General features: G+C 40.7%; 19 protein-coding genes. 9 read left to right on the top strand and 10 right to left on the bottom strand.

The window, feature by feature from the left end; all coding sequences use genetic code 11:
* Positions 1-23: 23 nt before the first annotated feature.
* Entirely contained in the window at positions 24-332 is a 309-nt protein-coding gene (locus tag LBYS_RS06330) for a LytR/AlgR family response regulator transcription factor (protein WP_013408045.1), read from the bottom strand.
* A 130-nt stretch (positions 333-462) separates the two neighbouring features.
* Between LBYS_RS06330 and LBYS_RS06325 the strand changes: the two genes are divergently transcribed.
* On the top strand, positions 463-2,277 hold the full coding sequence (locus LBYS_RS06325) for an ATP-binding protein (protein WP_013408044.1): 1,815 nt from the start codon (positions 463-465) through the stop codon (positions 2,275-2,277).
* Here the strand turns inward: LBYS_RS06325 and LBYS_RS06320 are convergent.
* The 8 genes from LBYS_RS06320 to LBYS_RS06285 all read right to left on the bottom strand — a co-directional run bounded on the left by LBYS_RS06320 (position 2,252) and on the right by LBYS_RS06285 (position 9,230).
* On the bottom strand, positions 2,252-3,043 hold the full coding sequence (locus tag LBYS_RS06320) for a T3SS effector HopA1 family protein (protein ID WP_013408043.1): 792 nt from the start codon (positions 3,041-3,043) through the stop codon (positions 2,252-2,254). The two genes, LBYS_RS06325 and LBYS_RS06320, sit on opposite strands and share 26 nt — an antisense overlap.
* On the bottom strand, positions 3,027-3,896 hold the full coding sequence (locus tag LBYS_RS06315; protein WP_013408042.1) for a phosphotransferase: 870 nt from the start codon (positions 3,894-3,896) through the stop codon (positions 3,027-3,029). The genes LBYS_RS06320 and LBYS_RS06315 overlap by 17 nt, the downstream gene beginning before the upstream one ends.
* Positions 3,890-4,336: a hypothetical protein gene (locus LBYS_RS06310; protein ID WP_013408041.1), complete on the bottom strand. Its 447-nt coding sequence runs from the start codon at positions 4,334-4,336 to the stop codon at positions 3,890-3,892. The genes LBYS_RS06315 and LBYS_RS06310 overlap by 7 nt, the downstream gene beginning before the upstream one ends.
* Positions 4,336-4,692: a hypothetical protein gene (locus LBYS_RS06305; RefSeq protein WP_013408040.1), complete on the bottom strand. Its 357-nt coding sequence runs from the start codon at positions 4,690-4,692 to the stop codon at positions 4,336-4,338. Before LBYS_RS06305 ends, LBYS_RS06310 begins: the two co-directional genes overlap by 1 nt.
* Positions 4,685-5,344, bottom strand: a complete 660-nt coding sequence (locus LBYS_RS06300) for a response regulator (RefSeq protein ID WP_013408039.1) — start codon at positions 5,342-5,344, stop codon at positions 4,685-4,687. Before LBYS_RS06300 ends, LBYS_RS06305 begins: the two co-directional genes overlap by 8 nt.
* Before the next feature lie 70 nt (positions 5,345-5,414).
* The gene (locus tag LBYS_RS06295; RefSeq protein WP_013408038.1) at positions 5,415-6,731 is read right to left on the bottom strand and encodes a Gfo/Idh/MocA family protein; all 1,317 of its coding nucleotides are present in this window, start codon (positions 6,729-6,731) and stop codon (positions 5,415-5,417) included.
* A 2-nt stretch (positions 6,732-6,733) separates the two neighbouring features.
* On the bottom strand, positions 6,734-7,645 hold the full coding sequence (locus LBYS_RS06290) for a formylglycine-generating enzyme family protein (protein ID WP_013408037.1): 912 nt from the start codon (positions 7,643-7,645) through the stop codon (positions 6,734-6,736).
* 115 nt (positions 7,646-7,760) lie between these two features.
* Entirely contained in the window at positions 7,761-9,230 is a 1,470-nt protein-coding gene (locus tag LBYS_RS06285; protein ID WP_013408036.1) for a sodium:solute symporter, read from the bottom strand.
* 157 nt (positions 9,231-9,387) lie between these two features.
* On the opposite strand from LBYS_RS06285, the gene LBYS_RS06280 reads away from it, so the two are divergent.
* Genes LBYS_RS06280 through queG form a run of 4 tightly spaced genes read left to right on the top strand, consistent with a single transcriptional unit; the run spans position 9,388 to position 11,916 of the window.
* Positions 9,388-9,675, top strand: a complete 288-nt coding sequence (locus tag LBYS_RS06280) for an ATP-dependent Clp protease adaptor ClpS (protein ID WP_013408035.1) — start codon at positions 9,388-9,390, stop codon at positions 9,673-9,675.
* 4 nt (positions 9,676-9,679) lie between these two features.
* Positions 9,680-10,282 carry a recombination mediator RecR gene (recR, locus tag LBYS_RS06275; RefSeq protein WP_013408034.1) on the top strand — a complete coding sequence of 201 codons (603 nt, stop codon included), beginning with the start codon at positions 9,680-9,682 and terminating at the stop codon, positions 10,280-10,282.
* A 5-nt stretch (positions 10,283-10,287) separates the two neighbouring features.
* Entirely contained in the window at positions 10,288-10,977 is a 690-nt protein-coding gene (locus LBYS_RS06270; protein ID WP_013408033.1) for a superoxide dismutase, read from the top strand.
* Positions 10,978-11,007: 30 nt separating this feature from the next.
* Positions 11,008-11,916, top strand: a complete 909-nt coding sequence (gene queG, locus LBYS_RS06265) for a tRNA epoxyqueuosine(34) reductase QueG (protein WP_013408032.1) — start codon at positions 11,008-11,010, stop codon at positions 11,914-11,916.
* Here queG and gdhA read toward each other — a convergent pair.
* On the bottom strand, positions 11,913-13,241 hold the full coding sequence (gene gdhA, locus LBYS_RS06260) for an NADP-specific glutamate dehydrogenase (protein ID WP_013408031.1): 1,329 nt from the start codon (positions 13,239-13,241) through the stop codon (positions 11,913-11,915). The genes queG and gdhA overlap by 4 nt on opposite strands.
* 282 nt (positions 13,242-13,523) lie before the next feature.
* Between gdhA and LBYS_RS06255 the strand changes: the two genes are divergently transcribed.
* From LBYS_RS06255 to scpC, 4 genes are all read left to right on the top strand, one after another.
* A complete protein-coding gene (locus LBYS_RS06255; RefSeq protein WP_013408030.1) occupies positions 13,524-15,800 on the top strand; it encodes a glycoside hydrolase family 3 N-terminal domain-containing protein in 2,277 nt (758 codons plus the stop codon).
* A gap of 17 nt (positions 15,801-15,817) precedes the next feature.
* The gene (locus LBYS_RS06250) at positions 15,818-16,051 is read left to right on the top strand and encodes a FeoA family protein (RefSeq protein ID WP_013408029.1); all 234 of its coding nucleotides are present in this window, start codon (positions 15,818-15,820) and stop codon (positions 16,049-16,051) included.
* Positions 16,041-18,083: a ferrous iron transport protein B gene (feoB, locus tag LBYS_RS06245; RefSeq protein WP_013408028.1), complete on the top strand. Its 2,043-nt coding sequence runs from the start codon at positions 16,041-16,043 to the stop codon at positions 18,081-18,083. The genes LBYS_RS06250 and feoB overlap by 11 nt, the downstream gene beginning before the upstream one ends.
* Before the next feature lie 206 nt (positions 18,084-18,289).
* Positions 18,290-19,783 carry a succinyl-CoA:acetate CoA-transferase ScpC gene (scpC, locus tag LBYS_RS06240; protein WP_013408027.1) on the top strand — a complete coding sequence of 498 codons (1,494 nt, stop codon included), beginning with the start codon at positions 18,290-18,292 and terminating at the stop codon, positions 19,781-19,783.
* Positions 19,784-19,787: the final 4 nt, after the last annotated feature.

Below are 19,787 nucleotides of genomic sequence, written 5' to 3'. Positions count from 1 at the left end.
TTAGACAAAACCGTCCCAGTGGATCAATGGGACGGATGTTGTTTAATGGCTTGCAAAACGTTCTGCCTTCTGCGAGACACTACTACCTCCATGCCGTTCTTTAGTTTTACTATGGAAGTACTGTTTTTTTTGCAAACGCCATCGATGTACGTAGGATTTAGTAGCAGTGAGTTATTAACTCTAAGAAAATCTTTTAATTCATGACGATTCTGATGATGCTTTAATGTACGAGGTGACAATTGTTTCTTTCCACAGGTGAAATGGAATTCAGTATAGTTAGAGTCGGCCTTTAGATACATGATCCTGTTAAGGTTAATGGTTTCGTTTTTCATGGTACATTTTAGGAGTTAGTTCGATACAAAATTAGATTTCATTATTAGCCCAAAAAATACTGTCAAGACAGTATTTTTATGAAAAATCCATTAATTTCGACCTCAGATTAATTCCTTTACCCTCAACCTGATGAATTTACTCTTAGGAGTACTAAGCTTGCTTTTCGTTCTGCCCGCTCATCCTGATCTGAGTAAGGCTCGGGCTATATATGATTCTACGGAGGTAGCCTTAGCGAATAGAGGCGATTATAAAAAGGCCGAAGCACTACTAGACCAAGCCCAAAAAAGCAGTTTGGCTACAGATGTCAAAATGATGCTAACCTTCGGATTAAGGGGGCAGATCGAAGGTTACAGATCTAATTATTTCAATTCTGATTTCTACTTGTTCGAAGCATTGAAATATGCTGAAAAGTTAAATGCAGAGTACTTCATCTCTGAGATCTCTCATGCTTTGGCTATTAATAAAAGACAAGAAGGTGATCTAAATGCGGCTGCGGCTTATTACGACAAAGCCATAGAAAACGCTGAGAAAGATCAGAAATCGCCAAGACTTGCCCTGATGTATAATAATTATGGCTTGGTATACCTGCATAAAGCAAGTTTGGATTCAGCTGAGATGATGTTTAGGAAATCTTATGATTTATCTAAAGATGCAGGATATCGATCAGGAGAGGGTTACTTCTTCTCTAATATGGGTAGTATCCGTCTGAAACAAAAGAAATATCAGGAAGCACTCTCTTTCTTTGAGAAGGGTATGGAGGTGTTTTCAGGAGTAAATGGACCTCAGGCCTTACTTAAGAAAGAAATGGCAGAATGTTACTTTGCTTTGGGTCAAATGAAAGATGCAGAACAAAAAATCTCTGAAGCTATAGAGGGGATTAGGCATTTTGAAAATAAAAAGGAGCTGAGGGACTGTTACCAACTAAAACTAGATATTTACGAGGCTACAGGCAGAGGAAATGCTACTGCACCTATACTGAAGGATTTGCTTCGAGTGGAACAGGAGATTGCGAAGCAGGATCAGGATGTGCGACTGAAATCAGCAGAGTACGGTTACTTGCTAAATTTACAGGAAGAGCAGAATAGAAGTCAGCAATTAGAAATTGAAGTTCAAAAGCAAAGGAACCTGGCTCTGGTTCTAGGAGGAGCTTTGGTGACCGTTTTGACTATAATCTTCATCATCCTTTTCTTGTATACTAGAAGTAAGAGTATTACCATCAGGCGACAAGCGGAAGAATTAGACAAGTTTAATCAGATTCTGGAGGTCCGGATTGCAGAAAGGACGGCTGAACTATCTAAAGCTAACACTGCCTTGGCATTGAAAAATAAAGAGATTTCTCAGGCCTTATTGGAAGGTAAACTTTTGGAGAGAAAGCGACTGGCAAATGATCTCCATGATAACTTAGGAGGCTTGATTTCAGCGGTTAAGTGGAGTTTTGCAGCCTTTACTCCTCAAAGTGAAAAGGAGAAAGAGATTCTAGAAAAAATTGAAGGGATGCTTGGAGATGCCTATTCTAGCGTAAGGTACTTGTCGCATAACCTTCTCCCGAAGGACCTGGAGGAGCAGGGCTTAGTGATTAGCTTGGAGCGATTCATCGATCGCCTGAACGATAACCCACGAATATTGTTCACTTTTAAAAGTACATTGAATCAGCGCCTAAACCCTGATGCTGACTTTGAGCTTTATGGAGCTTTGATGGAGTTGCTGACTAATATCACCAAATATTGTGACGGAGATAGAGTGGAACTTTCCATTACTGAGGTGGCAGATAGGGTAGAGGTCCATTTGATGGACAATGGCAATGAAATAAAGATGGAAGGCCAAGGTTTAGGTTCCAGCTCAGTCAGAGAGAGAATCGAAACCCGTTTGAAGGGTACATTAGCTTTTAGGTACGAAGAAGGCCATAACTATATAAAAATCACCATCCCTCATACAAAGAGCTAAAAGGACTTCCCGGATTCTTATAGAATGCCTTGGGGTCATATCCTTTCTTCTTTAGAAAAGTATTTAAAGAGCCTCCCTTGTCTAAAAACTCCTTCATAACCTTTACTCTTTGGGTCCCAAAACTGTCCTTGTCATGTTCAGGATTTTCTCCATATCCTAGCCCTTTTCTTATGTTATATAAAAAGTAAGGTACTCCTTCTCTAAAATGCTCAGGATGCTGATCAGCATAATTCTTACACCAATTCAAGAAGAAATCAAAATGGAAAAGAGGGAAGGTTAGGATGATGATGTCCCTTCTATGGAAATAGGAAGCATCATAGAAACACTTCACCAAAAAGTATTGGTCTGGGATTTGTGAAAGGGCTTTCAGGGCGTGCAGAGCGCCTCTTAGAGTTAAATTGAAGTACATTCTCCCATGATGGGAAGAGGGGTAACTTCGAGTTCTATTCTTGAAGAAGTAAAAGAATGACTTGTCGTGCCAATATGCTGTTTTGTAATAGAGAAGCTCTGTTCCTCTTAGTAAGTATTCTCCTGGAAACAAGAGCAGGGGTTCCGCATTGGATTCCGCTAAGATCCGGGCTTTATCTAATGGTTTTAGCATCCGGCCTTCTGCAAGCTCCGGTTTGATGAGCTTATTTAGAGATGCCAAGATATTGCCTTTCTCTTTATGTGGGTCAGATCCCAAATAAAGTTCATACAGTTGTCGAACGGTTTTTCCTTCCGGACGAAACTCTGCATCTTCGAGAGCTTTAAAGAATGCTAACATGATAGTCTAATAATAGTGCAGAACTGAGTCGATAGGAGTATTGAGACTGAATGGAGGATACCTTGTGTTTTGACCTAAAAACGGTTTTCCCCAGGATACAAACTCCCAAAAATTGGACAAATTTTGGATATTCAGGCCCCAAATATCTTCTAACCAGGCTTAGGCCTCGTTGGATCTCCGGGTTCAGGTAAAGGAAGAGGTCTAAATCATCAATGGGTGATAGCGTATGAATCTCTTGCCAGGAGTTCATGGACATGAGATACTCTGAATAGTACATGGCCATTTCCCAACATCTATCGCCACTTCCTCCGTACTCCCAATCTATAAACTTCAAATTCCCTTGAGGGTCTTTAATGATGTTTGCAGGTTTTAAGTCGCCATGAATAACATCCTCATATCTATAGTCTTTTCTCAGGGATCTTACTTTTTCTGCCAATTTTGTATTGAACTTCTTGAGAAAGGTATATTCAGCATCTGAAAACAAATAATAAGGCTCGGCTTTAGGTAATTTGCCTTGGTTTGGTAGTTGGGAGATGACTATGAAGAGATCTTCCAAGGTAGAAAAAGGTAGAGGTTCTCCGTTGATATATTCAAGTACAAGGAGATTATTCTCTGCATGTATTACCTGTGGGACACATTCGGAATAAGAAAGAGCCTGTAGAACTTTCTTTTCCCTATGTAGTAAGGGTAAGTCCAAATCTCTTAAACACTGCTTGATGAGGAATTTATTATCAAGATTTAAGATATACTTTTCCCCAGTCCTAATCTTTTCCACCTCTTGAATGGTGACGGTTTGCTTTAGGATGTGGCTTAACCAAAAGGACAAATACGCAGGATCCGGACTAATTAACATTCCCTGATAAAGTTTTTAAAGAGTGTAGAAAAGTCTTTTTTCATCGGGCAAAAATATTCGCTGGGAAATTGGATCACATGGATCTTTTGCAAGATAGTATTTTCCGAATAACCGGACAAGAGGCTGATCCACTCATCTAATTCCAGGGAGTGTGTGTACGGAAGATGTAAGTCGAAAATCCTTATCTTTAGCCCTGTATGAGTTGCTTTCTGTATGGCTAAAGCTTGATGATTTTCCCAAATAGTGCCATCATTAAGGGTGATTAAGCCGTTTTGAGGTATGGCAAAGAATTTTGTGCTAACAAAACCTTTTTCTTCAATCCAGCGCGCTAGATTATCTGTTGTTCTGTAACAAGTAGCTGAGAGAAAGTGATCTTTATTCTCAAATACCTGCTTTTCTAGTTGTTCAAATTCAGATGCTTCTAAAAAGAATCTTTGCATCAAATTACATCAAAATCTAGATCATCTCCGTCTTGTTCAAAACGTATCCAGGTTACCGGGCAAGGTCTTTGAGATACATCCGGAACTTGCTCTTCTGAGTCATCTGATTTTTCCAGAATAACTACCTGAGTAGTATAATCTTTGCCTTTTAAGCTTTGGATCTCAGCAGACGCGCGTTTTAAGCTTTCAAAGTTTTTGACCTTTTGCTTTTTAACCACTATGGTTTCCACCTTGTTTCCCGGTGTATACAAGATATGTATGCCGTCTTCTGTCACTTCCTTTACGTTTACCACTAGGGCAACTACCTTTTGGCCTTTGTACTTGGCCAGTTCTTCTTTGATCTGTTTCTTATTCATGAGTTATTATACCATATTTCATTCCTAATTTTATCAAGGCCACTGCGGAGTTGACCCCTAATTTCTTCATGAGATTCCTCCTATGGGTCTCCACTGTGGTAGGGGCTATATGCAGCGTTTCAGCAATTTGAGCATTGGACATATCCTCTGCCACTAACCTAATAATCTCTTTTTCTCTTCTGGTTAAAGATTTAATCTCTTCCGAAGCTAGTTTTCCGGACGGAGTGGCCTCTGAAGGAATCTGGTTCAGGATCTTTTCTATCCTTTCGCTGAAATATCTCTTACCTTCGCTTACTTCCTTGATGCATTGAATAAGCTCCGTTTTGGTAGCACTTTTTAAAATGTATCCCTCTATACCCAGTGTTAAAGCTGCTTTTATGTTCTGAGAATCTTCGCTCATCGTTAAGATGACCACCTTTGTTTTAGGAAACTGTTCTTTCAGTTTTTCGGCCATCTCTAAACCATTTAGCAAAGGCATTTGTAAATCAGCAAGTACTATGTCTACTCCGTATTTCTGTACAAATTGTATAGCTTGCCAGCCATTATTTACAACTCCCACAATGTTAAAGGAGGGCTCACTCTCTAATAATAAACCGAGGCTGTCGGCCACCATAGGGTGATCATCCGCAATGAGGAGGTTGATTATTTTCATAGGTTAAGGTTTTGTCAAGGTCAAAATTGGAAGGTTAAAAGCAAAAAAAAATACTGCCTAGACAGTATTTTTATGATTCAATGTATTTCTCGGTATTTACCCCCGGGACGGCCACCGGATAAAAACCATTCGCGTCAGGTAAAACTTTCGGATTCGCATCCCAGGCAAACCTGTCAGGCATCAAACTTATATTTGATTCAAGGGCCTTGTTCCATTTGATAACCTTACCGGTGTAACAGGCTAACCGGCCTATAATACCTGTTAACGTGCTATAAGCGCCATATTCTGCATTATCAAACTTGTATTCCCCTTTGGCTATGGCTTCAAAAAGTTCCTTATGTTCCTGTTGGTAGGGGTTTGGGTTACCTTTTGGATTATGCTTATAGATTTCATTGCCTTTCCAGTCGTATAGCACGGCTTGTCCGTTAGCGGATAGATAGGTTCTACCTTTGGTTCCCTGGAAGGTTTCATCTACCCGGTTAGCGGCTCCCTCAAAGTGGGCACATTGACTAAAGATCACACTTCCGTCTGCATAGGTCATTTCTATTGAAAAGTTGTCATAGATTTCCCCGTATTCTTTAGCAGTCCTGTGGGCCCTGCTTCCTGTACCTTGAATAGAAACAGGGTAAGAGCCCTTTATCCAGTTGGCTACATCTAGTTGATGAACGTGTTGTTCCACGATATGGTCTCCGCACAGCCAGTTGAAATAATACCAGTTTCTCATCTGGTATTCCATCTCAGTTTGTTGAGGTTGACGCGGTCTCACCCATACTCCACCGGAATTCCAGTACACCTGACCGGCTACTACATCCCCGATAGCACCGTCCTGAATCCTCTTGATGGCCTCACGATAGTTCGTTTGGTATCTTCTCTGTAGACCAACCACCACGTTAAGTTTTTTCTGCTTAGCAATCTGCGCAGCAGCTAATACCTTTCTAACTCCCGGAATGTCTACCGCCACGGGCTTCTCCATGAATACATGCTTGCCCTGGCGAACGGCTTCTTCAAAATGGATAGGTCTAAAGCCGGGTGAAGTAGCTAATATGACTACGTCAGCATCAGCTATAGCCGACTTATATCCTTCAAATCCTACATATTTCCTGCTGTCTGCTACATCTACTTTTTCAGGGAATCTTTCTTTTAGGGAGCTGTAGGCGCGGTCAAGGTTATCTCTGAAAGCGTCACAAAGTGCTACAATCTTCATGTTTACCCCTGAGTTCAGAGCGTCAAAAGCCGCACCTGTACCACGCCCGCCGCAACCTACTACAGCCACCTTGATTTGGTCATTTCCGGCGGCAGCATAAGCAGCCTGGAAGGGTAAACTATTCACTAATGCTGCTCCAGATAGTAGCGCAGAAGTCTTGAGGAATTCTCTACGTCCGTTCATGTTCAATAGTCTTTTATGGGTTGTTTGTCATAATAAGCTGCAATCTCTTCCGGGCTAGGGACACTCAAAGGCCTAACCAAGCGAATTCCTACAAATGGAGCATCAGGCATCCACCAATTACTTTTGGGTACCTGTGGGTCTATTTGCTTCCAACTAGGATCTGAATAATCTCTCGCAGTAGGGCTCAAATATGTTCTTTCACTCATGTAGGAGCCACCACGAACTACATGAGGGTATAGTTTAATTGGAGGGTTTATTGGATCTTTTTTCCCTTCTTGATTCTTGTAGAATTCAGGATCATATTGGTCGTACGTCCACTCAGCAACATTACCTATCAGGTCATATATACCAAATTTGTTCGGTTTTTTAGTACCTACCTTTTGGGTTTGAGTTTGATTAAACCAGGCATATTCTTCTAATGGGCCATCTTGCATGCCCATTTTGGCTGCGTATTCCCATTCCGCTTCAGTTGGAAGTCTATAAAACACTCCCGTCCTAGCATAAAGCCATTTGCAAAATTGGATGGCATTGTATTGGGTCATGGCAATAGCGGGATATCCGTATTTTCCCATGCCAAATGTCATATCTAAGTAAGGTTTGCTGGGACGAGAAATAGCATCTACTTCTGCACTTATACTTGAGCTTTGTGTTTTTTCTAAATCTTTGTACACGAAGGGCTCGAACAGATCCCAAGTGACCTCAAATGCACTCATCCAAAAGGGGCTAACTTCCACCTTATGTTCAGGTTTTTCGTCATCGGCACCCCCATTATTGCCCATAATAAATTCCCCTCCTTTTACAGGAACCAGTTCGAAACTAAGGGATGTGCCATTGATTTTTTGGGAATAGGGTTTAAATTCAGATTGTGCAAAAGTAATTGTGGGGATGAATAGTAGTAGTAATCTTTTTAACATAGAAGATTATTTCTTTTCTCAAATGTAATTTGATTGTGTGAATCTTCCAAGATATTTTTGGTTTATTCTACTTCCTGTTGAATATTCTTTATCAAACAGGAAGTAGAATAGGGTATTATTTCTCCTTTTTCCCAAATAGGGCTAAACCTAGTATAGTAATTAGTCCATTTAGTAGAAGATTTTCAAATCCGAATTTGTATCCTGTTCCTTTTTGTATAGCTTGTTCCAAAAGGTAGGTGATGACCGGGGAGGCAAAGCAGATATAAGGAACAGCTTTGTCCCAAACGGCTTTTTTAGAGAAGATACCAAAGGCAAACAGACCAAGTAATGGACCATAGGTGTAACTGGCTATCTTATAGATGGCCGTGATCAAATCCGTGCTATTAAGAGCATGGAAGATCAATATGACAATGACAAAAACTATGGAGAAACCTACGTGTACACGATTTTTGATCTTTATGGTCTCTTCTTCCGTTTTTTGTTGCACATTCATAAAGTCCACAGAAAATGCAGTGGTTAAAGCCGTAAGGGCAGAATCTGATGAAGCATAAGTAGCAGCGGTAATACCAATCAGAAAGGTAATTCCTACTAACATACCCGCTATGCCAAATTCTGGTCCGTTGAAGATTTCAAGAGCCATCATAGGGTAGAATTCGTCACTATTTGCCGGAACTTGGATACCAGTCTTATTGGCGTAAAGGAAAAGCATGGCTCCCAAACTCAAGAAGAGCAGGTTTACTACTACAAGCGTTACGGTAAACCAAAGCATGTTTTTTTGAGCCTCTTTGATGTTCTTACAAGAAAGGTTTTTCTGCATCAAATCCTGGTCCATACCCGTCATCACAATAGTGATGAACATACCGCTGATAAAAAGCTTAAAGAAGTTTTGTTTATCAGACCATCCTTGATCAAAGTGGAAGATCTTTGAATAATCAGAAGCTCCAATCTGCGTAAACATATCCGTAAGACCCCAACCCATCTGATTTTTTAGTAAGAAGATGGTAGTAATTAATGCGGCTATTAAGAAGAAGGTCTGAAGGGTATCTGTGATCAAAATGGTTTTCACCCCCCCCTTAAATGTGTATACCCAGATGAGTAATATAGTAAAGATGACAGATAGTTCAAAAGGGATGCCTATAGGTCCAAAAATAGCCATCTGAAGTACACTTACCGCCACATAGAGACGTACGGCTGAACCAATAGTCCTCGAAATTAAGAAAATAGCAGATCCGGTTTTGTACGACCAATACCCAAACCTGGTTTGGAAAAACTGGTAAATGGAAATCAGATTTAATCTATAGTAGAGAGGCATTAATACTGTTCCAATAAATAAATAACCCAGTACAAAACCCAAAACCATTTGAAAATATCCAAAGGATTCAGCTCCTACTTTTCCAGGCACTGATACGAAGGTTACGCCTGAAATACTGGTGCCTATCATACCAAATGCCACCAGATACCAGGGAGCGGCCTTGTTGGCTAAAAAGAAAGAAGCTGAGTCAGCATTTTTCGAAGTCTTAATGGATATAAGGATCAGTATGGAGAAATAAATGAATAAAATAGATAGAGCTATTAAAGGACTCATGTAATAATTTTTAATCTTTTGGGCAAATATCAGAAATTATGTGGAACCTGCCGACTACTAAAGGATTTTTATAAAGCAACCCTAGAAACTATTTTTTTTAAGATTTGGTTTAGAAATAGATATACAAAGCTTAATTTTGGTTCAAAGATTAGTATTTATGAAATCAGCGCCGGAGACGGAAGTACTTGTAGAAGAAGAGGTGGTTCTAGATGATGTGAAGTTGTATTCTCTAGTGGTATTTAACGATGACGTGAATACCTTTGACCACGTTATTGAGACCTTAGTGGAGTACTGTGATCACACGTATGAACAAGCTGAGCAGTGCACTTTGATCATTCATTTCAAAGGCAAATGCGCTGTTAAAAACGGTGATTACGAGGAATTGGTGCCTATCAGGACAGCTATCACTGATAGAGGCATTTCCGCAGAAATAATCTTGAGATAATACCTTGAATTATCCATCTAGAACCATAGAAGAAGCGGTCAGTGAGATTTCGAAACTGCCCGGTATCGGTAAGAAATCAGCCTTGAGGATGGCCTTGCATCTGCTTAAATCAGATAAGCAGGTGGCGCATAGCCTTTCTTCGGCTTTGGTGAATTTGGTAGAAAATACTACCTTTTGTACGGAATGTCATAATATTTCCGACCAAAGCATATGTCAAATTTGTAGTTCTCACAGGCGAGAAAGAAGCATTATTGCTGTAGTTCAGGATACCAAAGATGTATTGGCGATTGAAAATACCGGTCAGTATCAAGGTCTTTACCATGTGTTAGGCGGAGTCATAGCTCCGGTGCAAGGTATAGGACCGAATCAATTGCATATTGATGCATTGGTAGAGCGTTTGCGGAAGAATGAAGAGGTGAAAGAAGTGATATTAGCCCTAAGTCCTACAATGGAGGGGGATACTACAGCGTTCTATATAAGAAAAAAGTTGGCCGAATTCCCCATCAGGATCTCAACTATTGCAAGAGGAATTCCAGTGGGAGGGGATTTAGAGTATACTGATGAGATTACATTGGGTCGGAGTATTTTAAGTAGAATTGACTTTTAATCAAAATGAAAAGAAAGAGTTTTATCGCTTCATTGGCCTTGGGCTTAGCCGCAAGTAAGACGGTTTTAGCTAGAATGGCAGATGCCTTCACATTGCCTAAACTACCATATGCATTTAATGCATTGGAGCCTCATATTGATGCCGAAACCATGGAGATTCACTATTCCCGTCACCATAAGGCATATGTTGATAATTTAAATAAAGCTTTACCGGGATCTGGTGCTGAAGGTAAAAGTTTAGAGGAAATTATCAAGAATGTTTCAAAGTACAGCACAGCCATCCGCAATAATGCAGGTGGACACTGGAATCATACCTTCTTTTGGGAGATCCTTTCTCCTAAAGCCACTTCACCTAATGGTAAATTATTAAAGAAGATCCAGGAGACATTTAAGTCCGTAGATGCTATGAAGGAGGAGTTCAACAAAGCAGCTGCGGGAAGATTTGGATCTGGATGGGCTTGGCTAATCTTGCAGAAGAATGGAGATTTGAAGATTATCTCTACCGCAAATCAGGATAACCCCTATATGGATGTGGTAGAAACTCAAGGTTGCCCCATCATTGGTATTGATGTATGGGAGCATGCCTACTACTTGAAATATCAGAACAAGCGCGCAGACTATGTAAATGCATTCTGGAATCTGGTCAATTGGGACCAGGCAGAAAAGAATTATAATGCTGCCTTGAAGAAGAAATAATAAGCCGGATTTTCCGGCTTTTCTTTTCCCATGAGAGACTATTCAAAAGAGATTAAGAGTTGGGCAGCAGAACTAGGTTTTGATTTCTGCGGTATTTCTGCTGCTGATTTTCTGGAGGAAGAAGCACCTAGGTTAGAGCGATGGTTGAATCGCAATTATCATGGCAAAATGGCTTACATGGCTAATCATTTTGATAAGCGACTAGATCCCCGAAAACTAGTAGATGGAGCCAAGTCAGTAGTTTCTCTACTTCTCAATTATTATCCTGAAGAGCCTTTGGATGCATCTCCATATAAGATTTCCAAGTATGCCTACGGGAAGGATTATCACTACGTAATAAAAGACAAGCTTAAATTACTGTTTGAGCGGATTCAAAAGGAGATAGGAGAGGTGGGAGGTAGGATCTTTGTAGATTCTGCTCCTGTAATGGATAAGATTTGGGCAAAGAAAGCCGGTTTAGGTTGGGTTGGGAAGAATTCCAATCTCATCAACAGAAAGATGGGGAGTTTCTTCTTCATTGCTGAATTAATTCTAGATCTGCCTTTGCAGGCAGACGGGCCTATTAGGGATTATTGCGGTACTTGTACAGCTTGCATAGATGCTTGTCCCACAGATGCTATAACCCCTTATGAAGTTGATGGAAGTAAGTGTATTTCTTATTTGACCATTGAGCTGAAGGATCAAATCCCTAATGAGTTTAAAGGCAAGATGGAGAACTGGATCTTTGGCTGTGATATTTGTCAGGACGTATGTCCGTGGAATTCCTTTGCCCGTCCTCATTCTACTGAGGAATTCTATCCGAATGAGAATTTAAAAACCTTCCAGGATTGGGACGAGATTACCTCAGAGATCTTCTCTCATTTGTTTAAGAAATCTGCGGTGGAGCGAACTAAACTGGAAGGTCTTAAAAGAAATATAGCTTTTGTGAAGGAGGTTTAAACTACCCCTTGATCAATCATGGCTTCAGCTACTTTGACAAATCCACCAATGTTTGCTCCTTTCTCATAGTTAATGTGCCCATCCGCTTCCTTGCCATATTTAACGCAGGTAGCATGAATTCCTCTTATGATCATCTTAAGTCGGTCATCTACTTTGTCTTTTACCCAAGCGTAGCGTAGGCTATTCTGGGTCATTTCTAAACCTGATACCGCTACTCCGCCCGCATTTGCCGCCTTTCCCGGTACATAGGTGATCTTTTGTTTATTGAAAATGGCAACAGCCTCTCTGGTGCAAGGCATATTTGCTCCTTCTGCTACGAATCTACAGCCATTATTAATTAATTGCTGAGCATCTGTTTCGTTCAGCTCATTTTGAGTGGCACATGGAAGGGCTATGTCACAAGGAACAGCCCAGGGTTTTGCATCTGCTACATAATTAGCAGAAGGATATGCATTGATGTATTCACTTATTCTACCTCTCCTGATCTCTTTTAAATTCGTAATGAATGCTAATTTTTCAAAATCTATGCCCTCAGGGTCGTAAATGTATCCGTTAGAGTCTGACATGGTAACCACCTTAGCGCCGCATTGAATAGATTTTTCAGCGGCAAATTGGGCTACATTCCCTGATCCCGATATGGCGATTACTTTTCCCTCTAAGGTTTTGCCTTCATCTTTGAAGATTTCCTGTACAAAGTAAATAAGTCCATATCCGGTAGCTTCAGGGCGGATTCTACTTCCTCCCCATTCGAATCCCTTTCCGGTTAAGACTCCTGTAAATTCGTTCTTAAGCCTTTTGTACTGTCCAAATAGATACCCTATTTCCCTTTTTCCTACCCCAATATCTCCTGCGGGTACGTCTAGGTCAGGTCCGATATGCCTATAGAGCTCAGTCATGAAACTTTGGCAGAACCGCATCACCTCTGCATCTGATTTTCCTTTCGGGTCAAAGTCAGAACCACCTTTAGCACCGCCCATAGGTAATCCTGTTAAGCTATTTTTGAAGGTCTGTTCAAAGGCCAAGAACTTCAAGACGCTAAGGTTTACAGATGGGTGAAAGCGCAAGCCCCCTTTGTATGGACCAATGGCCGAGTTCATTTGAACTCTATATCCTCTGTTGATTTGGATTTCTCCGGCGTCATCCACCCAAGGTACCCTAAAGATCAATACACGCTCCGGTTCCGCCATCCGTTCGAAAACCTTGTATTTTTCGAACTTAGGATTCTCTCCAATAAAAGGAATGATGTATTCGGCAACTTCATTAACAGCCTGTAGAAACTCAGGCTCACCTGAATTTCTCTTTTCGATGGTGGTAAGTATATTCAAGACTTTGTTAAAATGTATATTGAAATCAAATATAAATTCAATATATTATTTAGTAAAAGGAAGAATTAATAAATTAATATTTTGTTCCAAAAAATTATATTTTATCTTACAATATTTCTATTCCTTGCAATTTTCTTGGGGTATTTTACTATTGCAGGTCATTTGTTTGGTTGACTTATTTAAAATTGCCAAATATTATTCTGTTTTCGTTGTCAGGGATATCTACTAACATTGTGTTTCTGATCCGTACATTTCTTTATCTTTGAAAACAATTCTCCAAACATGTTTAGAATAACTACTTTACTAATTTTTCTTCCTGTTTTACTCTTTTCGCAAGTTCCGGCCTATAAAAATCCAAAATTGGATGTACATACCAGAACAACAGATCTTCTTTCCCGGATGAGTTATGAGGAAAAGCGGGCGCAGTTGCTCTGCCTCATGGGCTGGGAAATGTATGAGAAAAAGGGGAGGAGCGTAGCAGTTTCTCAAAAGTTCAAAGACCTTATGAAGGTTAAGCCTATTGGCGCTCTCTGGGCAGTTTTTCGTGCCGATCCCTGGACACAAAAGACCTTGGAAACTGGATTAGATCCTGAACTGGCTGCTGAAGTGGCGAATGAAATTCAACGTTATGCTATTGAAAATACCCGACTAGGCATTCCCATCTTTTTAGCGGAAGAATCTCCCCATGGACATATGGCTATAGGTACTACAGTTTTTCCCACTGGTATAGGGCAGGCTTCCACTTGGAACAGAGACCTAGTGCAAAAGGCTTGGGAGGTGAAAGCCAAGGAGATCCGACTTCAAGGAGCACATATAGCTTATGGTCCGGTTTTGGATATCAGCAGGGATCCTAGATGGTCTAGGGTAGAAGAATCTTTTGGAGAGGATCCTGTATTGACCGGAGAATTAGGTGCGGCTGCAGTGAGAGGGGCAGGGGGTGGAAATTTACAACTACCTTTTTCCGTTATCTCTACTTTAAAGCACTTTGCGGCATATGGGAGTTCCGAAGGAGGACATAACGGGAATGCTGTAAATATAGGCCCCATAGATTTGCATCAAAACTTCCTATTTCCCTTTGAAAAGGCGATAAGGGCAGGAGCACTTTCTATTATGACCAGTTATAATTCCATTGATGGAGTGCCTAGTACAGCTGACGAGTACTTACTCAACCAAGTGCTTAGGCGTGATTGGGGGTTTAAAGGATTTGTTGTTTCTGATCTTTTCAGTATAGACGGAGTTTACAGTGCACACAGAGTGGTTCCGAATCTCAGCGCAGCTGGGAAAATGGCTTTGAATGCCGGAGTGGATATGGATTTAGGAGGGAATGCCTTTGATAAACTAGATGGGGAGCAGTTGGATACCGCGGTGTATAGGATCCTGGCCAGGAAATTTGAGATGGGTTTATTTGAACATCCATTTGTAGACCCAAAGAAAGCCAAAACTGAGGTAAGGAGCCAGAGGAATAAGGATGTGGCTCTAGACGTGGCTAGAGAGTCAGTGGTTCTCCTTAAAAATGAGATTCTGCCTTTGGGAGATAGGTATAAGAGAATAGCAGTGGTAGGTCCTAACGCTCATGCTATTTATAATCAATTAGGTGATTATACAGCGCCTCAGGATGAAAGTGAAATGGTTACCGTATATGAAGGCATCAAAAACCTCTTTTCTGAGACGGATGTAAAGTATGCAAAGGGCGTTGCCATTCGGGATACTTCTAGGAAGGGTTGGGAGGATGCTATGGAATTGGCGAGAAATTCTGAGATAATCATAGCGGTAGTTGGCGGTTCTAGTGCCAGAGATTTTAAAACGGTCTATGAAAATACAGGTGCAGCTCAGACTTCTGGGCAGAATCTAATGGACATGGAAAATGGAGAAGGATTTGATAGAGCCACCTTAGGTCTGATGGGTTTACAAGAGGAGTTCTTGAAAGCGTTGAAAAGCACAGGGAAGCCCTTGGTAGTTATTTACATTCAAGGTAGGCCTCTGGAAATGAATTGGGCCGCGGAACATGCTGATGCTTTATTATGTGCTTGGTATCCGGGTGCTTATGGGGGTACGGCCCTTGGAGAAATTTTGAAGGGAAAATATAATCCTAGTGGGAGATTGCCCATTTCTGTGGCAAAAAGTGTGGGGCAACTTCCCGTTTATTATAATAAGCGCAGACCTCGGGGAAATGACTATGTTGAGTTAGATCAGGAGGCACTGTATCCTTTCGGATATGGGAAATCTTATACAAAATTTGAATATTCCGACCTGTCTGTGGGAACCTTTGAGATAAAGTTTCGTTTAAAAAATATAGGGTCAGTAGATGGGTATGAAATCCCCCAGGTCTATTTTTCTCCTCAAAATACCTCTGTGGTGCAAGCTGAGAAGCAATTAAAGTATTTTGATAAGGTTTTTTTGAAGGCTGGTGAAGAAAAATGGATTACCTTTACAGTAAGAAATGAAGATTTAGAGTATGTAAATCGAAATCTTCAAAAAGAAAGGTACAAAGACCCTGTAGCGATAGGCGTAGGATCTTCTTCCAGAGACATCGTTTTACGAGGAAGTTTACGCCCCTAAATAGAATTAGTCTAATAATGAAGTTACACGAACTGAAGGCAGGTCAAAAGGCTGAAATTAAGAATATGGACCTGGAATCATTGCCCATAAAACTGATGGATATGGGATGTCTACCCGGTTCAGAGGTAGAGTTAATTCTAAAAGCCCCTTTGGGAGATCCTTACTATTTCAAAATAGACGGTTTACCCCTGTGTATCAGAAAAGAAATGGCTTCACAAATAGAAATAGAATTACTCGCTAATGGAAATTAAGGTAGCTCTGGTAGGTAATCCAAATGTGGGTAAAACCTCCGTTTTTAATACATTAACAGGTCTCAATCAGAAAGTTGGTAATTATCCGGGAATAACTGTAGATAGGAAAACAGGTCATGCCAAAATCAATGATCAGCTAAAAGCCACTATCATTGATTTGCCCGGTTTATATTCCATTCAGCCTAATTCTAAAGACGAAGAAGTAGTATTAGAAACGCTCTTTGATGAGAAAAATAGCTATTATCCAAATGTGGTGGTAGTGGTAGCTGAAGTGGAGAACCTAAAGCGTAATCTATTATTACTTACGCAGATCAAAGATCTAGGATTTCCTACCATTTTGGCCATTAATATGGCAGATCAAATGGCTCCCAAAGGCATTTCTATAGATCTGTCAAAACTCAGTTCCTACTTCAAATGCTCCACCGTTCTGATATCTAGCAAAAGCGGTTTGGGTTTTAATGATCTAAAATCTGCCATCGCTTCTTATGAGTATGCAGATACCAAGCCGGTTTTTGAATTGACAGATGTTGATGAAAGCTATTTTAGAGGTAAAGAATACAAAGCTTGGTTGAACAGGTCTCAGAATGCACAGTTTAACAGCATTCATAAGATTGAAGATACTCTGAGTGTAAGTGATATTAAGCGTTTACAACAAAAAGAAACGGTTAGAAGATACCAACTGATTCAAGGAGTCTTAAAAGAAGCTTATCAGAAGGATATAAATAAAGCTACGGGTTGGCAAGCAAAGGTTGATCGAATTCTGATGCATCCTGTTTGGGGATATGTGATCTTCTTCGCCATTATGCTTGTGGTTTTCCAGTCCATATTTTCATGGTCATCTATTCCTACGGATTGGATTGATGAGAAGTTTGCTCAGTTAAGTGCTTGGATAAGTGCAACTTTACCCGAAGGGAAGTTTACCGAACTTTTAGCGGAAGGAATTGTACCCGGGATAGGTGGGGTGGTGATATTTATTCCGCAGATTGCTATTCTTTTCATGTTTATAGCTCTATTAGAAGAGAGCGGATATATGAGTAGAGTAGTATTCCTGATGGATAAGCTGATGCGCCCGTTCGGGTTAAGTGGTAAATCTGTAGTACCTCTAATTTCAGGGGTGGCTTGTGCCATTCCGGCTATTATGTCTGCCAGGAACATTGAAAATCCAAAGGAAAGACTGATTACCATGTTAGTGACTCCGTTCGCAACTTGTTCTGCCAGGATTCCCATCTACGTGATCATCATCTCATTAGTCATTCCAAATACCACCATAGGAGGCTTTATGGGGCTTCAGGGCTTAGTGATGACCTTGATGTATTTTCTTGGCTTTTTAGCTGCCTTAGGAGGAGCATGGTTATTAAAGAAGATGGTGAGGTCTGAAGTAAAAAGTTATCTGATCATCGAGATGCCAACTTATCGTAGACCTCAGGTATTTAATGTGGTGAATACCATGATAGAGAAAACGAAGGCATTTGTAGAGGGGGCCGGTAAGATCATATTAGCTTTATCGGTATTGTTATGGTTTCTGGGTGCTCATGGTCCGGCTTCTACCTTTGGGCAGGCGGAAGAATTGATCACTCAAGAGAATAAGACTCCGGAAGAATGGGAGGATGAAGTACAAGGTTTCAAGCTAAGAAATTCCTATATTGGAATGATTGGTAGTGCAGTGGAGCCTGTTTTTAGACCATTGGGTTATGATTGGAAAGTAAGTATTGCGGTTCTGACCTCATTTGCGGCCAGAGAAGTGTTTGTTGGTAACCTGGCTACTTTGTATAATATTGGCAGTCAGGGGGAAGAGGAAACCAGGATTGTAGAAAGAATGAGGCAAGAGAAAAGACCTGATGGAAGTGCTATGTTTGACTTGGCTACGGGTGTTTCCTTGTTGTTATTCTATGCATTTGCTATGCAATGTATGTCTACTCTTGGCGTTATGCGAAGGGAAACGAATTCATGGAAATGGACCTTGATCCAGATTGTTTTCATGAGTGGATTAGCGTATTTATCTGCCTTTGCGGCATTTCAATTATTAAAATAATGCAGGATTTTTTGGCATATGGTGCTGTACTATTGGCACTTGGGTTCTTAGCATGGAAATGGTGGGGACCGAAAAATCCGGGGTGTGGGTCGGATTGCGGCTGCAGTTGATTACATTTGTGAGAATTCTCAGACTTTTGGTTTGAGGAAAGTCATACTATACGTAGGGTAAAGCCCTCGAAATTTGCAGCTTTCAAAAGTTAGGATATGCCGACAGATAGAATTAAAGTTCCTGAACTGCTGTCTAAAGTGATGGATGCCAAATCAGCAGCAGCTTTTATTCAGGACCAAATGGTGGTGGGAGCCAGTGGTTTTACAAAAGCCGGAGATAGTAAAGCCGTTTTACCTGCACTTGCAGACCGTGCAAAAGAGGAAAGTATAAAAATAACCTTGATGACCGGTGCTTCTTTAGGTCATGATACAGATGGGAAGTTAGCCAGTGCCGGAGCGCTCAAGAAAAGAATGCCTTTCCAAGTAGACAGGGTTCTTCGCCAAAAAATCAATGAGGGAGAGGTTTTGTTCATTGATCAGCACCTTAGTGAGGCGGCCGAATTACTGCACAACAAAAACCTACCATCCGTAGATATTGCCGTCATTGAAGCTGCCGGGATTGAAAGAGACGGAAGTTTGATACCTACCACCTCAGTAGGAAATTCTGCGACTTTTGCCGCACTGGCGAAGAAATTGATTATCGAAATCAATACAGCCGTACCTACTAGTATTTTTGGTATTCATGATATATATCAGGCAGAAGATTATCCCCATAGAAATGTTATTCCAATAGTTGCTGCAGAAAATAAGATAGGGAGAAGAACCATACCTTGTGATCCTTCCAAGATTGTAGCTATAGTTTTTACAGACATAAAAGATAGTCCTGCGGATATAGCCGAACCGGACGAGAAGACTACTGCCATTGCGAAGCACATCCTAAACTTCTTTGAAAATGAAGTAAAACTAGGTCACTTGACAGAAAGATTGCTACCTATACAGGCGGGAATCGGAAAAGTGGCAAATGCCGTTCTTTCTGGCTTCAAGCATAGTAATTTCTATGATCTTACCATGTTTTCTGAGGTATTGCAAGACAGTACTTTTGATCTGATTGATGCGGGTAAGCTGTCCGTGGCGTCTGCTTCATCCATCACGGTTTCTGAAGCATGTTATAAACGTATATTTGAGAATCTGCAGAACTACAGAGATAAGATTGTACTTCGACCTCAGAATATATCGAATACACCAGGACTGATACGTAGGTTGGGTATTATCGCTATCAATACGGCTATTGAAGTGGATATTTACGGCAATGTGAACTCTACTCATATTAGCGGTACTAATATAATGAACGGCATAGGAGGTTCAGGTGACTTTGCCAGAAATGCTTATTTAAGCATCTTTGTTACTCAAGCGGCATCTAAGAATAACAGCATATCTCATATTCTACCTATGGTGTCTCATGTGGATCACACGGAGCATGATGTAGATATCATTGTTACAGACATAGGATTGGCTGATTTACGCGGTTTGGCTCCACGAGAAAGGGCACAGGTGATTATTAATAATTGTGTTCATCCTGACTATCGGGAACAATTACAATCCTATTTTGATCGTGCCAAGGAAAGAGGTGGTCATACTCCGCACTTATTGGAAGAGGCGTTCAGTTGGCATCTGAATCTGAAAAATAAAGGCACCATGAAGTTAGACTAATTGC

The sequence above is a fragment of the Leadbetterella byssophila DSM 17132 genome (assembly GCF_000166395.1).
Classification (GTDB): domain Bacteria; phylum Bacteroidota; class Bacteroidia; order Cytophagales; family Spirosomataceae; genus Leadbetterella; species Leadbetterella byssophila.
The sequence above is the reverse complement of the archived record's forward strand: the minus strand, read 5'-3'. Positions and strand labels throughout refer to the sequence as shown.